At 36.5% G+C, this 15,340-nt stretch carries 13 protein-coding genes; 4 read left to right on the forward strand and 9 right to left on the reverse strand.

Annotated elements, in window-relative coordinates:
* Positions 1 to 52: 52 nt before the first annotated feature.
* Complete coding sequence (locus MP477_RS20945; RefSeq protein ID WP_230041179.1) at positions 53 to 598, forward strand: hypothetical protein; 546 nt, start codon at positions 53 to 55, stop codon at positions 596 to 598.
* Positions 599 to 829: 231 nt separating this feature from the next.
* Here the strand turns inward: MP477_RS20945 and ribA are convergent, their stop codons facing one another.
* The 8 genes from ribA to MP477_RS20985 form a co-directional block, all read right to left on the reverse strand.
* A complete protein-coding gene (ribA, locus tag MP477_RS20950; RefSeq protein ID WP_230041178.1) occupies positions 830 to 1,426 on the reverse strand; it encodes a GTP cyclohydrolase II in 597 nt (198 codons plus the stop codon).
* 15 nt (positions 1,427 to 1,441) lie between these two features.
* Positions 1,442 to 1,903 (reverse strand): hypothetical protein, encoded by a 462-nt coding sequence (locus MP477_RS20955; protein WP_047494916.1) that lies wholly within the window; start codon positions 1,901 to 1,903, stop codon positions 1,442 to 1,444.
* Positions 1,900 to 2,514 (reverse strand): DUF4254 domain-containing protein, encoded by a 615-nt coding sequence (locus tag MP477_RS20960; protein WP_257191959.1) that lies wholly within the window; start codon positions 2,512 to 2,514, stop codon positions 1,900 to 1,902. The genes MP477_RS20955 and MP477_RS20960 overlap by 4 nt, the downstream gene beginning before the upstream one ends.
* 15 nt (positions 2,515 to 2,529) lie before the next feature.
* A complete protein-coding gene (locus tag MP477_RS20965; protein ID WP_047494921.1) occupies positions 2,530 to 2,742 on the reverse strand; it encodes a twin-arginine translocase TatA/TatE family subunit in 213 nt (70 codons plus the stop codon).
* A 31-nt stretch (positions 2,743 to 2,773) separates the two neighbouring features.
* Positions 2,774 to 4,336 carry a murein hydrolase activator EnvC gene (locus MP477_RS20970; RefSeq protein WP_230041176.1) on the reverse strand — a complete coding sequence of 521 codons (1,563 nt, stop codon included), beginning with the start codon at positions 4,334 to 4,336 and terminating at the stop codon, positions 2,774 to 2,776.
* Complete coding sequence (locus tag MP477_RS20975; RefSeq protein WP_230041175.1) at positions 4,333 to 5,178, reverse strand: DUF4292 domain-containing protein; 846 nt, start codon at positions 5,176 to 5,178, stop codon at positions 4,333 to 4,335. Before MP477_RS20975 ends, MP477_RS20970 begins: the two co-directional genes overlap by 4 nt.
* A gap of 112 nt (positions 5,179 to 5,290) precedes the next feature.
* Positions 5,291 to 6,307, reverse strand: a complete 1,017-nt coding sequence (locus tag MP477_RS20980; RefSeq protein WP_230041174.1) for a sugar phosphate nucleotidyltransferase — start codon at positions 6,305 to 6,307, stop codon at positions 5,291 to 5,293.
* 146 nt (positions 6,308 to 6,453) lie between these two features.
* Positions 6,454 to 7,908, reverse strand: a complete 1,455-nt coding sequence (locus MP477_RS20985; RefSeq protein WP_257191960.1) for a lipopolysaccharide biosynthesis protein — start codon at positions 7,906 to 7,908, stop codon at positions 6,454 to 6,456.
* Positions 7,909 to 8,068: 160 nt separating this feature from the next.
* Here MP477_RS20985 and MP477_RS20990 point away from each other — a divergent pair, with 160 nt between their 5' ends.
* The gene (locus MP477_RS20990; protein WP_230041172.1) at positions 8,069 to 9,406 is read left to right on the forward strand and encodes a dihydroorotase; all 1,338 of its coding nucleotides are present in this window, start codon (positions 8,069 to 8,071) and stop codon (positions 9,404 to 9,406) included.
* Positions 9,407 to 9,709: 303 nt separating this feature from the next.
* Here the strand turns inward: MP477_RS20990 and MP477_RS20995 are convergent, their stop codons facing one another.
* Positions 9,710 to 12,007, reverse strand: coding sequence for a GH92 family glycosyl hydrolase (locus tag MP477_RS20995; RefSeq protein ID WP_257191961.1), 2,298 nt, complete (start codon positions 12,005 to 12,007; stop codon positions 9,710 to 9,712).
* 126 nt (positions 12,008 to 12,133) lie between these two features.
* Here MP477_RS20995 and MP477_RS21000 point away from each other — a divergent pair, with 126 nt between their 5' ends.
* Entirely contained in the window at positions 12,134 to 13,015 is an 882-nt protein-coding gene (locus MP477_RS21000; protein WP_230041170.1) for an SDR family oxidoreductase, read from the forward strand.
* A 78-nt stretch (positions 13,016 to 13,093) separates the two neighbouring features.
* Positions 13,094 to 15,292 carry a M1 family metallopeptidase gene (locus MP477_RS21005; RefSeq protein ID WP_257191962.1) on the forward strand — a complete coding sequence of 733 codons (2,199 nt, stop codon included), beginning with the start codon at positions 13,094 to 13,096 and terminating at the stop codon, positions 15,290 to 15,292.
* Positions 15,293 to 15,340: the final 48 nt, after the last annotated feature.

Below are 15,340 nucleotides of genomic sequence, written 5' to 3' on the forward strand. Positions count from 1 at the left end.
TGGTATATGATTTGAATACGCAATATAAATAATAACTAAACTTTAAATAGAAATGAAAAAAATTCTTCCATTTATATTACTAGCCGGAATTGGGTTTTTGTCTTACAGCTGTGATAACAAAGATGATGTTGTCGTACAAAATACTGCCAATGCCCAGATAAAAGATGTTACAGGTACATTTAACAGCAGTAATAATTTTGCATTCAAACAAGGTATTGCTATTCAGAATACGGATGTCGTGTTGGTGTATAGAGATGCCGGAGGTGCATGGCAGCAGATTCCTAAGACTGTAGTTTTAGATAATGTAACGGGTATGCCTACCAACAGGGTATTTGAATATAATTTTGTTTTCGACACTCAGAATGTACAAGTAAGAGTAGAAAATGAAAATTTTGACTTAACTAATGGTACAACTTCCGGTGAGAAAAATGACTGGTTAAATAATCAAAGATTCAGAATTGTATTAGTTCCTGCTGTTTCAGGAAATAATCTGAAATCAGCGAATGCTACTCCGCCTGTAGATTATAGCGATTATAACGCTGTGGTAAAATATTACAATCTTAATGATTCTAATGTTTCATCTACAAGAGTAAATTAAGAAATATCTTTTCAGTTTTTTATAATTAAAGAAAGCTCCGGGAGAAATTCCGGGGCTTTTGATTTATATAAAAGGAGAATCAACTGTAATAGGATGAAGCCATTCTATAACTATTTCTTTTTTGTTGGCAGAAAGCACTTCAAAAAAGGTACAGAGCCTCATGTGATGAAACCAAGGTATGTATTAGAAAATAAAAAAGCTTCAGATAAGAATCTGAAGCCTGTTTATGTATTAATTATCATTGTCATCCAGAAGATGTCCAAAGAAATCTTTTTTAGTCTGTAGATAACCTTTACTTATTTCGTTAGCCGGAATTTGTAAAGGAATCCGCGAATTAAGGTGAATATTACTGTCTACTACATATTTTACCTTTTCAGGGTTATTGGTAAGCAGGTTGATGTCTTTTACGCCCAATAAATTAAGGATTTCAATAGCTACTCCGAAATTTCTGTCATCAGCAGGAAGCCCTAATTCAAGGTTGGCCTGAACGGTGTCAAGACCTTTTTCCTGTAGGGAGTAAGCCTTTAGTTTATTGATTATTCCAATATTTCTGCCTTCCTGACGAAGATAGACAATAATTCCTCCATTTTCATGGGTATATTTCATAGCGGCGTCTAATTGCTGGCCGCATTCACATTTTTTTGAATGGAAAACTTCTCCTGTAATACATTCTGAATGGAAACGCACATTAACAGGTTTTGAAAAATCTGTGTTTTCTGCGATAATAGCCATGTGAGGCATCCAGTCGTTTTCATTTTCAGAGAAAGCTATCATTCGGAAATTGCCGTGTTCTGTAGGAACATTGGCCTCCGCCTGAGTTTTAATCATTAATAGTTAATTGTTTTAACTTCCTGGTAAAGCATCTTCAATCACAGAAATATTGGTTTTTAAACGAACCAGGTATCTGTTGAGAACCTCATCATCATCTCTATCAAGATTTTGTCTTTGCTTTTGTATTTTCTTATATGATTTTTCGAAGCTTTTAAGGGCTCTGCTCTTGCCGGCAGAATTGTTGGCATCAATAGCATATAAATAATTCTGAAGGCTGTATTTCAAGCTTGTTATTTCATCATTCAACCCATTACTTTTAAATTTAGGAAAGGTTGAAATTATATTTGAAATTTCAGAAGCGTTTATATTTTCCTTGATATTGATGTTGAAACTCTTTTTTGAGCCTCTGTCCGAATCAGAACCTTTTGTTTCACTATAAAAATTATTCGACAGCGGGGAAAGGTTAAGTTTTTCCGTTGCGCAGGAAGAAGTTATTATTATAATTAGTACTCCAAAAAAAAATCGTTTTTTCATTTCTGTTGCCCTTTTTGATAAAGGATTGGATTAAGACTTTCATCGTTATACATTTTCATTTGTTTGTAAACTTTCATCTTAATATTACCGTTTTCAATGTCAGCAAGCAACTGATCTATGGAAGTTGATAGATCTTCTTTCTGAGTAAGCAATATATCCAGTTTGGCCTGGCAATTTTTTCGATGCTCATCAGAAGCAGATTCTCTATTCGCTTCCAGTGACATATGATAAACCTTTAGTGCAAGAATTGATAATCTGTCTACTGCCCAAGCGGGAGTTTCGGTATTTATTTTTGCTTCAGGTTTAGGAGTTACATTTTCAAATTTTCTAAGGAACCAACTGTCAATATATTCTACCAGATCAGTTCTTTTCTGATTGGAGGCGTCTATTGTTCTCTTCAATTGAAGGGCTTCAGCCGGATCGATATTTTCATCTCTAATTATATCTTCCAAATGCCATTGAACGGTATCAATCCAGTTCTTTGCATACAAAATCCGTTCCAAACTATCTATTTCGAACGGGTTATTAATTAGAGAGTTAACGTTATCAGACACGTGATAGTCTTCAATACATTGATTGAAGACTTTCCATGCAGTCTCAGTGAAATTCATTAATCGTAAGGAATATTAGTTACTGGAAGAATTATTGTTTGTAGAAGAAGTTTTATTTTCAGAACCTGGTTTATCTTCTTCTTTTACCGCATCTTTAAATTCTTTGATTCCTGAACCTACTCCTCTCATTAATTCCGGAATTTTCTTTCCTCCAAATAGTAATACCAAAAGTACTGCTACGATAAGGATATGTTGCCAAGATAAGGCTAGTATTGTTATTGTATTCATCTCTTAAAATTTTTACAAAGTTAAGCTTTTTTTAATATGAAATCCAACCTAATGGATCAACGGGTGTACTTCCGTTCCATACTTGGAAATCAAGGGTATAGGAACCGTCGAAATCCTGAGCTACTGTTCCTACAGGAGTGCCTGAAGAAACCTGCTGCCCTTTGGAAACGCTTACATTTCCTAAGTTGGAATAAATAGTAAAATAGCTTCCGTGTTTTACAATAACAGTTTTGGTTCCATCATTGTTTGCCAATACTGAAGATACTGACCCTGGGTACACAGATTTAGCGCGTGTACCTGAAGGAACAGAAATTTTTATTCCGTTATTTTCTTCGGTAATATTTTTGAAAACAGGGTGTGGTTGTCTTCCGAAACGGTGGGTGATTTGCCCGGCTCTGTCTGCAGGGTAGCCCAGTCTTCCTCTGTTATCGGCAAAACTGCTTCCCGAAGAAGTAGTTACCCCATAACTTGTCATTGCCTTTGTTTCTGCGGCTTTTTTATCTTCTTCTTTTTTCTTGGTAAGAGCAGCTTCTGCGGCTTTTGCTGCTATTAGCTTATTGGCAGCTTCTCTTGATCTGGCAGCTGCTTCATCCGATGCTTTTTTAGCGGCTAATCTTTTGGCTTCATCTCTTGCACTGGCTTCTACTTTCGCTGCCTCTTCATTACGTTTTCTTTCTTCTTCAGCTCTTCTAGCCGCTAGCTCAGCAGCTCTTTTTGCTTCTGCCTCTGCCAATCTTCTTTCTCTTTCCAGGGCTTCAGCTCTGGCTTTAGCTTCGGCTTCAATTCTCGCCTTCTCTCTTTCTGCAGCAAGTTTGGCCAAACGGATTTTTTCAGCTTCAGCTTTTCTTCTTGCTTCTTCCTCTGCTTTTGCTATTCTTATTTCTTCAGCAATAATTGCTCTGATCTGTCCTTCCAGAGCTTTAGACTGAACTTGTTTTTGTTTAAGTTCAACCGTAAGTTTCGACTCGTTCTTTTTGAATTCAGTAACGAGTTGTTCTTTTTGTGCTCTTTCTGCATTAATTGTAGCAAGATCTTTCTGCTGGTTAATCAACAGATTTTCTTTTGCTTTTACGGAGTTTTGCCTTTGTGCAATTGTTTTTTTGATCAGATTGGCTGCATCAGTAATCTCATTAGCTTTCTTATCCTGGTAATCGGAATATTGTTTCAGATACTGTACTCTACGTATAGCTTCTCCCAAATTCTTGGAAGAAAGAATAAAGGTTACCTTATTTTGTACCCCTTTGTTTTTATAAGCATTTACAAGAACTTCAGCATAGTTTTTTCTTAAAACTGCCAATTCCTTATTCTGACGATTGATCTCCAGCTGACGCAGGTAGATATCATCCTCAATAAATCTTTTCTCTTTCTGGGTATTATTGTAAACCTTTTCTCTTAAAACCAACTTTTGATTAACATTGGTGAGGTAGGCTAAAGAAAGCTTAGATTCGCTTCGGGTTTTTGCTAAATCTGAATTTATTTGTGCAATTTGTTTTTTAAGTTCGGCATTTTGTTTTTGCAGCTGTTCTTTATTCTGCTGTCCCAGGTGCAGTCCGAACACCAAAATACCTATTAAAAAGCTAAATTTTTTAATCATTTAATCTCAATTTTCTTATAACTGGAGGGTACAGAATAAGCTGTTTCCATCCTCGAAAAGTCAAATTTCGTATTTTCCATTAAAATCTGACTAGATTTTGAGCCTTTTATAATTATTTTAACATTTTTTGGAAGACGTATTCCTTCATATTCATTCCAGTCACTGTAAGAAATTTCAAGCTCATCCGGAGATAAAACATCTTTAAGGTTTACACTGAGTAAGTCATAATTCGTGTCATATTGCAGGACGATTTTATACTCCCTGTTTTTTTCGTCAGTAACAATTTTTTGATTGACCTTTGAGGTCATTTTATATCCTTGTGCATTTTGAGTCAGGGTAAATTGTGAATCACTGATCTTTACAAAAGTTCTGCCCATCAATATTTTCTCCAGAGACTTATAGTCGATGAAATTAACGTTCAGCAGATTATTGAGATAGTCAAAATCAGAATCAATATAGACCTTGTTTACTTTGTCCTGACCTTTTATGCCTTCAGGAGTGGCAATTCCTCTTGCCACATTCAGGAATACAGCTCTTAAGTTCATCCATACTTTTTTATCATTTTCAATATAGACAGTTGCATCCAGGGTAGGAATAAAACTTCCGGTTTCTACACGTACTTTACTGTCAATCTTAATCTGCTCAAATTTTGGCGGGATTAATACATGCTCAAAGAAAGTGAGTTTATCTCTCACCGGTTCATTTACATCTTTTGGATTTTTATTATTTTCTGCAGCGGTAATGCTGTCCCGTGGATTGCCATTATTATCTTTAATGGCATTTCTTGTTTTACAGGATGATAAGGCAAGAAGTAATAAAAGGAGTGGGATCCAATTTTTCATGTATTTATCTTTTCAATTAAAAAATACGTTGCAATATTAACGCCAAACCACACAAGATGTTTTGTGTGGTTTGATGATATTATATTTTAGGGTAAATAATTTCTGATCTTATTTATTTGGATAGAAAATCTAAAACAGAATAATCTCCCAAAGAAATTTCTCTTGCTACACCGAAATACTGTGCAGAATTACCAATCATGGAATTCGAAAGATTCCCATGGTTGATTTTAGTGTTCTCCTGAATAAGAGAGTGTTCAATATTTGAGTTTACAATTACAGTATTGTTTCCTAATGAAACACCAGGTCCTATTTTAGAATTAGAAATTTTCACATTCTCTCCAATAAAGCAAGGCGGAATAATCAATGAGTTTTCAATAGTTGCGGAAGCCGGGTGGTGTGACATTTCCTCCGTTTCATACGCTAGAATTTTACTGTTGGTTTCTACCGTAGCATTCTTATTTCCACAGTCCATCCAGTCGTTTACCTTTCCTAAAGTAAACTTGGCACCTTTTGCTCTAAGGTTTTCCAGAGCTGTAGTCAGCTGATATTCTCCACCATTTTTAATATCATTATCCATGATATAATTGATCTCATTCATTAGCTTTTCAGCACTGTTGAAGTAATAGATACCAATAATGGCAAGATCTGAAACAAAAGTTTGTGGCTTTTCAACAAAATCAGTGATAAATCCATAGTTGTCTAGCTTTACAACGCCAAATGCAGCTGGATCTTCTACGCTTTTCACCCAGATCACACCGTCTGAATTTTTATCCAGCTGGAAATCTGCGCGGAAAAGTGTATCTGCAAATGCAATCACGACATCTCCCTGCATAGACTGTTCAGCACATTTAATAGCATGCGCTGTTCCCAGAGGATCGTTCTGGTAGTATATACTTCCTTTTGCTCCCAGCTTTTCAGCAATCTGAATAAGAGACTTTTCGATCTCAGGACCAAAATCTCCGATGATAAAAGCTACTTCTTCAATATCTTCTCCTGCTACCTTAGCAATATCTTCTACCAATCTCTGTACAATAGGTTTTCCTGCAATAGGAATAAGAGGTTTTGGAACAGTCAGTGTATGTGGACGTAATCTGGAACCACGCCCAGCCATTGGAACAATAATTTTCATAAATTATATAAGTAAGTTTGTTTAAGTTTATTCCTTTTGTTAAAGATACTATTAAAACGCTTATTAAAACGTAATAACTATCATCTTTAGCAGTCTGTTTAATTGTATATGATAAGCTTGCTAAGCATCAAATTAGAGACCAAATTCTAAGATCTTTTTATAATTTTTAATAAAATAGCTTTTTCTTTGAAAGCTACCAGACAAAGAAACAGGATTAAAAATAAGTTTCCTACCAGATAGTTGGTTCTGAAATAATAAAAAGAAACTAATGAAAATGTAATAGTAAAAATAAGATACATTAATATTTTTCCTGTATTATAATGGATTGGGTATTGTTTTTGCCCCCATATATAGGAAATAATCATCATTGACATAAAGGTTATCAGAGCAGCCATTGCACTGGCCCAATATCCATACTGAGGAATGAATAAGAAATTGATAAGAATGGTAATAATGGCACCCATTACTGAAATATACAATCCTACCCGTGTCTGGTCTGATAGTTTATACCATATCGACAGGTTAAGGTAAATTCCTAAAAACAGAGCTCCCAACATTACAAAAGGAATAATTTCAATTCCTTCATAATAGAGAGGGTTTCTTAAATATTTTTCTGATATCCATTGAAGGTTAACCATGAGCCCCATATAAATAATACAGCTGCAAATGACAAAAACATCCATCAATACAGCATAGGTCTTATGGGAATCTTTATTCTTAAAACTTGAAAAGAAATAAGGTTCAATACCCAATTGGTAAGCCTGTCTAAAGACAGTAATGAAGGTTGCTATTTTATATACAGCTCCATAAACACCTATTTGATGACGGGCTTCTTCTTCAGGAAGCAGATATTTTAAAAATTGTCTGTCCAAAGTCTGATTAACAATACCCGCAAGCCCTGCAATCATGACCGGCCATGAATAATTCATAATTCTTTTCCATAAATTGAAATCGAATTTTGATATGCTGAAACTGAAAAATTCTTTTCCTACGATTAAAAGGGTAATAATACTTTGAATGAGGTTTGCTATAAAAACATAACCAACGCCAAATTCAGGATTGTATTTTAGACCTAGTATTCCTTCAGGATGATTAGGAAGCCATCTGATAAAGAATAATACCAATAGGAAGTATACTGAAGAACCCGCTACCTTAGACAGCATATATTTAAAAGGTTTCCCTTGAAGCCTCAATATAGCTGAGGGAATAGTAGAAAATGCATCTAATGAGAGGATGAAAAGGAATATAATAAGATAGTTGACCTGATCGGGGGTTTCAAAGGCTTCTGCTAGCTGGTATCTGAAGACATATCCTAGAATAAGATAGATGAGCCCCATACTAATGATACTCACCGAACAGGTAGAAATCAATGTTTTCTTGTCGATATTATCTTCCTGTGCAAACCGGAAGAAGGAAGTTTCCATACCATGAGTAAGTAATACTGTAATTACTCCTGCAATGGAATACCAGTCTACAAATGGTGATGAAGCAGCAGGCCCGAATGCTTTTGTAACAATTGGGGCAATGATAAAGGGGAAAATGCGAACCAATACGGAGCTAAGCCCATATACAGCTGTCTGCCCAAATAATTTCTTATACAATTCGAAAAATTTTATGCAAATGTAAATATTAGAAATTGATTTTTTAGAAGTGATATTAAAAATTCATTCATAAACCTTAATTTTGCTTACAATGAAATAGAATGGATTTGTTATAATCTGATTTCTAAATATCTCTAACATCTAATTTCTAAAAGAGTAAATGAAAACCCTTATCAAAAACGTAAAAATCGTCAACGAAGGCAAAGTCTTTGAAAGCGATATCTTAATAGAAAATGATCTAATCTCTAAAATAGGCACTGATATTTCTGACGAGGCAGATCAGGTCATTGACGGTTCAGGAAAACATCTTCTTCCGGGCGTTATTGATGATCAGGTTCATTTTCGTGATCCGGGGCTGACTCATAAAGGAGATATAGAAAGTGAATCAAGAGCAGCTATTGCCGGTGGAGTAACGAGTTTTATCGATCAGCCGAATACCGTTCCCAATGCTGTTACACAGGAATTATTAGCCGATAAATATGAAATTGCCTCTCAGAAAGCTTATGCTAACTATGGTTTCATGATGGGAGGAACTAATGATAATCTTGAAGAGGTCTTAAAAACCAATCCCCGAAATGTTCCGGGAATTAAGTTATTCTTAGGCTCATCCACAGGAAATATGCTGGTTGATAATCCTGAAACCCTGGAAAATATTTTCAGCAATACAAAAATGCTTATTGCTGTTCATTGTGAAGATGAAGCTACCATCAGAGCTAATACACAAAAGTATTTGGATGAATATGGAGAGGACATTCCTGTAAAATTTCATCACTTGATAAGAAGTGAGGAAGCTTGTTATAAGTCTTCTTCAAAAGCCGTTGAACTGGCACAGAAAACAGGAGCGAGGCTTCATGTATTCCATCTTTCAACAGCTAAGGAAATGAGTCTTTTCAGAAATGATATTCCATTGAAAGAAAAGAAAATTACCGCTGAGGTATGTGTTCATCATTTAACCTTTACCAATGAAGATTATGAAACTAGAGGAGGCTTGATTAAATGGAATCCTGCTGTAAAAACACAAAAAGACAAAGATGGCCTTTGGGAAGCTTTATTAGATGGCAGAATTGATGTGATTGCTACCGATCACGCCCCACACACTGCAGAAGAAAAACAAAATGTATATACAAAATGCCCTTCAGGAGCCCCTTTGGTACAACATTCATTAGTAGTGATGCTGGAGAACTACAGAAATGGTAAAATTTCTCTTGAACAGATTGTTGAAAAAATGTGCCACAATCCCGCTATCCTTTTCAGAGTTGAGAAGAGAGGCTTTGTGAAAGAAGGCTATAAAGCAGACCTGGTGCTGGTGGACCTGGACGAAAACTGGACGGTTGCCAAAGATAATTTATTGTACAAATGTGGCTGGAGCCCATTGGAAGGGATGAATTTCCATTCTAAGGTAACGCATACTTTTGTAAATGGACATTTGGTATATGATCACGGAAAAATTGCAGAAGAAAAGTTTGGAGAGCGTTTGCTTTTTGAAGTTCAGGAGTAACAAAATAAAAGATAAAACTGTAAAATCTTAAATTTGCTTTTGTAGCTATGCTGTAAAAGATATTTAGTAACAAGTATATTAATAGGAGCGGGCTTTTAGCCCGCTTTTTAATTTTAGAGTATCCATTGGCTTTAGCCAAAACCTGCTATAGACCAGATTATAAATCAAAAAAAGACTGCTAAATGCAGCCTTTTTTTTACAGAGTAAGAGCCTGTGTGCTTTTTTACAATCATCTGACAATTCGCTTAATCTCAGAGCGTCTGTATTTATTAAATACCAATAATAGAAGGCTTTATGAAACACTTACTTCCTTGCTTTATTACTCATATAAAATGTAAGTTTTCCTCCGTTCATAATCTCAGCATGTTTTAAGGTGAAATTTTTAATCTCTTTTCCATTTAAAAGAATCTTCTGAACATATACATTCTTTTGGCTTTGGTTGACGGCTTCAATTTCAAAGGTTTTTCCGTTTTCCAAATGTAAAAAAGCATGGTCAACGGCCGGGCTTCCGATTGCATAATCTTCTGAACCGGGAGCAACAGGGTAAAAGCCAAGTGAGCTCAGAATATACCATGCGCTCATTTGTCCCGTATCGTCATTGCCTCCCAGTCCGTCAGGAGTAGCTTTATACTGCATTTCTAAAATACGTCGGACTTGTGACTGGGTTTTCCAGGGTTGCCCTGCCCAATTATAAAAATAAACAACATGATGAGCCGGTTCGTTGCCATGTACATATCCTCCGATGATTCCTTCCCGGGTAATATCTTCAGTATCTGCAAAAAATGCATCTGGCAAGTGCATCGTAAACAGCTCATCCAGCTTTGAGGCAAATTTTTTCTTGCCTCCCATCATTTTGATCAGTTCATCAGGGTCTTGGGGAACAAAGAAGCTGTAGTTCCAGGAATTTCCTTCAATGAAACCCTGTCCGTGTGTACTTAATACGTCAAAATCTTTTTTGAAACTTCCGTCTGCAAGACGTGGACGCATAAACCCGATGGTAGTGTCGAAATTATTTTTCCAGTTTTCAGAACGTTTGATGAATTGGTTATAAATATCTGTTTCACCCAAATGTTTTGCCAGCTGAGCAATTGCCCAGTCATCATAAGCATATTCTAATGTATTTGAAACTGAAGTTCCGTTCTTTTCAGCGGGGATATAGCCTAAATCAATATACTGACCTATACCCTCGTAATTCCTTTTATTGGCAGTTTCCACACAGGCTTTAAGAGCTTCTCTAGGATTACCGGTATAATTTCCTTTAATAATAGCATCCGCGACAACGCTTACACTGTGATAGCCACTCATACACCAGTTGTCATTGGCATAATGAGACCATATGGGAAGCATTTTCATCGAAAACTGATCGTAATGGGCCATCATTGATTTTATCATATCATTATTTCGCTTAGGCTGAATGATATTAAAAAAGGGATGAAGAGCACGGTAAGTATCCCATAATGAGAAGGTGGTATAATTTGTAAAACCTTCTGCCTGATGAATATTCTGATCCAATCCTTTATACTCTCCATTGACATCCATATAGACTGTCGGATTAATGAAGGTGTGGTACATGGCAGTGTAAAAGTTAGTCTTTTCAGTTTCAGATCCCTGAATGACAATTTTATTTAATTCTTTGTTCCAATCTTCCTGAGTTTTTGCTCTTACCTGATCAAAAGATAAATTTCCTGTTTCTTTTTCCAGGTTTTCCATGGCATTGATTTGACTTACGGGAGAAATAGCAAGCTTTACTTCGATGGCTTCATTTTCATTGGTATCAAAATCAAAGTACATTTTCAGATTTTTACCGGCGATTTCCGGAAAGTTTTCCGTTTGGTTAAACTTTCTCCAAAATCCTTTATACACCTGTGTTCCATCATAATTTTTCTGGCCGTATGACTTAAAAGGTTTTGAAAATGTCATTGCAAAATAAACAGTCCTAGTTCTTGCCCATCCGTTTGTCTGACGGTATCCCGTTATTGTATTCCCATTTTCTACCCGAACATAAGTCCAGACATTTTTACTGTCATAATTATAAATTCCGGCCATTAGATCCAGGATGATGTGGGACTGATCCGATTTTGGAAATGTATAGCGGTGAACTCCGGTTCTGGTTGTTGCTGTTAACTCTGCCAGAATATTATAATCATCAAGTTTTACTTTGTAATAACCCGCTTCAGCCTTTTCATTCTGATGGGAGAAGCTGCTTCTGTAGCCATTTTCAGGATGAGAAGCTGTTCCGGGGTTCAACTGCAGTTTTCCAACGGTAGGCATGATAAGAAAATCTCCCAGATCAGAATGTCCGGTTCCGCTGAAGTGTGTGGAGCTGAACCCTGTAATTGTTTTGTCTTCATAGCGGTAGCCTGCACAATATTTGTAAACATCACCATTGTATTTTCCATTGAGTTCATAGGAAATGGTATCGGTTTCGGGGCTTAGCTGCACAGCTCCGAACGGCGCAGTTGCACCGGGATAAGTGTGTCCCATTTTTTCAGTTCCGATGAGCGGATTTACATATTGGTATAACTTTTCAAACTTTTGAGCGTTAAAGTTTGAACTACAAAATAACAATGATAGAACAAGAGCAGTTCCCGGATTTTTCATGAGCAACGATATTATTAAGTGCTAAAATTAATTAAAAAAATAAAGAATATTATTTATGGCATTATTTATAAATTTAATTTAGGGACAATCCGTTCAATATTTATTATTTTTAGAAAAATATTATACATGAATTTATATACACAACCAATGTTGCGTGAAGGCGCACTGAAAGATAAAGTAGCGATTGTAACAGGAGGAGGAAGTGGCCTTGGAAAAGCCATGACTAAATATTTCCTTGAGTTAGGAGCCAATGTGGTGATCACTTCCCGAAATATTGAAAAACTTCAGGCTACTGCTAAGGAACTGGAAGAGCAGACAGGAGGGAAAGTTCTTTGTGTAGCTTGTGATGTGAGAAACTGGGATGAGGTGGAAGCAATGAAAGAGGCAACGTTGAAAGAATTTGGTAAAATAGATATCCTTTTAAATAATGCTGCTGGAAACTTTATCTCTCCTACAGAAAGGTTAACGCATTCTGCTTTTGATTCTATTTTAGATATTGTTTTAAAAGGGACAAAAAACTGTACACTTTCAGTGGGTAAACATTGGATAGATGCTAAACATGCAGGAACTGTTTTAAATATTGTAACTACCTATTCGTGGACGGGATCTGCCTACGTTGTTCCTTCAGCGTGTGCTAAAGCCGGTGTTTTAGCCATGACGAGATCTTTAGCTGTAGAATGGGCAAAATATGGAATCCGTTTTAATGCGATAGCGCCGGGGCCTTTCCCTACAAAAGGTGCCTGGGACAGACTGTTGCCTGGTGATTTACAGGAAAAATTTGATATGAAGAAAAAAGTGCCTTTGAGAAGAGTGGGAGAACATCAGGAATTGGCCAACCTGGCAGCTTACCTTGTTTCAGATTATTCTGCTTATATGAATGGTGAAGTGGTAACTATTGACGGTGGGGAATGGCTTCAGGGAGCAGGAGAATTTAATATGCTGGAGGATATCCCTCAGGAAATGTGGGATGCTTTAGAAGCAATGATTAAGTCTAAAAAATCAAATTAAATAAAAAAAAATAAATAAAAAGCTCCTGGATTTGTAACAATTCCAGGAGTTTTTTTTACCTATGTATAAAATAATTAAATGAATTGTAAACTTCCAACCCTGGTTTCTGCAGTTGCATTTTTCCTTTTTTCAGGATCTGTATATGCACAGGAGACGCCAAAATATGATTATGTAGAGGCGTTTAAGCCATTTTTTTATCCCCAGACAGGTACGGAAACCCGTTCTGCAAGTGGGCAGCCCGGTCATGCTTATTGGCAGAATTCAGCAGATTATTATTTGAATGTCAGCCTGAATGAAGATAAAAAAGAAATAGCAGGTACTGCTGAAATTACCTATACGAATAACAGCCCTGATGCATTGAGTTTTCTCTGGTTACAGCTGGATCAGAATTTATTTGCAAAAGATTCCCGGGGAAATGGAGTTGTTCCTATGTCGGGAAGCCGAAACGGAGCTCATGGTGAGGAACTGAATGGAGGATATCATATTAAATCGGTAAAACTGGACGGTAAAGAAGTACAATATACCATTACAGATACAAGAATGCAGATTGACCTTCCTAAGGAACTGAAAGCAAAAGGAGGTAAAGCAAAAATTGCCGTTGAATATTCTTTTATTTCTCCGGAATACGGGTCAGACAGAATGGGAGTGCAGGATACGAAAAATGGCAAAATATTTACCATGGCACAATGGTATCCTAGAATGTGCGTTTATGATGATGTATTGGGATGGAATACGATGCCTTATCTTGGAGCATCGGAATTTTATTTAGAATATGGAAATATTACAGCCAATATTACAGTTCCTTCCAATCATTATGTAGTTGCTTCCGGTGAGCTTCTCAATGAGAAAGATGTGTATACCAGAGAGGAAATCAACAGATGGAATGAAGCCAGAAACAGTGATAAAACAGTAATGATCCATTCTGAATCTGAAATTGGTAAAAATAAAACGGCCGGAACAAAAACCTGGAAGTTTAAGATTACACAGGCAAGGGATTTTGCCTGGGCATCATCTTCGGGGTTTATTATAGATGCATCAAGAATTAATCTTCCAAGTGGGAAAAAATCTTTAGCTATTTCTGCATATCCTGCAGAAAGTGCGGGAGATAAAGCATGGGGGAGATCTACGGAATATACCAAGGCTGCTATAGAGCACTACTCAAATAAATGGTACGAATATACATATCCGGCAGCGACTAATGTTGCAGGAAATGAAGGCGGAATGGAGTATCCGGGAATTGTGTTCTGTCATATGGATTCAAAAGGAGAAAGTCTTTGGGGGGTTACCGATCATGAATTTGGTCATAATTGGTTCCCTATGATCGTAGGTTCTAATGAAAGACTATTTGCATGGATGGATGAAGGTTTTAATACTTTCATTAACGGACTGTCAACGGAAGCTTTTAATAAGGGTGAATATTATAAAAAGCCAAACCTTGCCCGTACAGGAAGCTATCTGATGGGTGATAACCTGGAACCTATAATGGTAGGACCGGATAATATGAAAGAAAGGAATATTGCCGCTTTAGCCTACTATAAACCGGGCGCAGGATTATCCGTTTTAAGAGAAGCCATTTTGGGGCCTGAAAAATTTGATAAAGCATTCCGGACCTATATCAACCGTTGGGCTTTTAAACATCCTACGCCCTGGGATTTCTTCCACACTATGGAGAATGTTTCCGGAGAAGAGTTGAACTGGTTCTGGAGAGGTTGGTTTTTTAATAAGTGGAAAATTGATCAGGCTGTTAAAAATGTAAAATATATCAATGGAGATTTTAAGAATGGGGCTGAGGTAACTGTTGAAAATCTTGGCCAGCTACCAATGCCTACTACAGTACAGATGAAATTTAAGGATGGAACATCGAAAACAGTAAAAATACCCGTTGAAGTCTGGAAAAGAAATACAGAATGGACCTTTAAAGTAGATGCTGCTAAAGAAATAGATGAGGTGAAACTGGATCCGAATTCTGTAGTTCCCGATATTAACACAAAAAATAACACCTGGACATCTTCTGATGCAAAACCTGTTGAAAAAATCAATGCAAAAGATTTTACAGGAATATATGGAAGCAAAGAGAACAATTTTAAGATCACATTTGTGGAGAAGAACGGACAGCTTTTTGGAAGTGTAATGGGACAGCAGGAATTTCCTTTTGAGTACGCAGGAGATAATAGATTCACTTTTGACCAGGCCGAGCTGGCGGTTGTTTTCAGTAAAGATAAAAAGATGATTACGCTTACAGAAGGAGGAAGAGAATATAAATTCAATAAAGAATAATCTTGATTTAACAATATTATCATATAAATAAGGCTTCCCTGTCACAGA

It is taken from the genome of Chryseobacterium sp. WG23 (assembly GCF_024586575.1).
Classification (GTDB): Bacteria; Bacteroidota; Bacteroidia; order Flavobacteriales; family Weeksellaceae; genus Chryseobacterium.

Excerpts from the sequence above, each read along its gene's own strand:
- MP477_RS20965 (WP_047494921.1), bottom strand. The coding sequence starts at position 2,742 with ATGAATACAATAACAATACTAGCCTTATCTTGGCAACATATCCTTATC.
- MP477_RS20995 (WP_257191961.1), bottom strand. The coding sequence starts at position 12,007 with ATGAAAAATCCGGGAACTGCTCTTGTTCTATCATTGTTATTTTGTAGT.
- MP477_RS20960 (WP_257191959.1), bottom strand. The coding sequence starts at position 2,514 with ATGAATTTCACTGAGACTGCATGGAAAGTCTTCAATCAATGTATTGAA.
- MP477_RS20970 (WP_230041176.1), bottom strand. The coding sequence starts at position 4,336 with ATGATTAAAAAATTTAGCTTTTTAATAGGTATTTTGGTGTTCGGACTG.
- MP477_RS21005 (WP_257191962.1), top strand. The coding sequence starts at position 13,094 with ATGAATTGTAAACTTCCAACCCTGGTTTCTGCAGTTGCATTTTTCCTT.
- MP477_RS21000 (WP_230041170.1), top strand. The coding sequence starts at position 12,134 with ATGAATTTATATACACAACCAATGTTGCGTGAAGGCGCACTGAAAGAT.
- MP477_RS20990 (WP_230041172.1), top strand. The coding sequence starts at position 8,069 with ATGAAAACCCTTATCAAAAACGTAAAAATCGTCAACGAAGGCAAAGTC.
- MP477_RS20945 (WP_230041179.1), top strand. The coding sequence starts at position 53 with ATGAAAAAAATTCTTCCATTTATATTACTAGCCGGAATTGGGTTTTTG.
- MP477_RS20980 (WP_230041174.1), bottom strand. The coding sequence starts at position 6,307 with ATGAAAATTATTGTTCCAATGGCTGGGCGTGGTTCCAGATTACGTCCA.
- MP477_RS20955 (WP_047494916.1), bottom strand. The coding sequence starts at position 1,903 with ATGAAAAAACGATTTTTTTTTGGAGTACTAATTATAATAATAACTTCT.
- ribA (WP_230041178.1), bottom strand. The coding sequence starts at position 1,426 with ATGATTAAAACTCAGGCGGAGGCCAATGTTCCTACAGAACACGGCAAT.
- MP477_RS20975 (WP_230041175.1), bottom strand. The coding sequence starts at position 5,178 with ATGAAAAATTGGATCCCACTCCTTTTATTACTTCTTGCCTTATCATCC.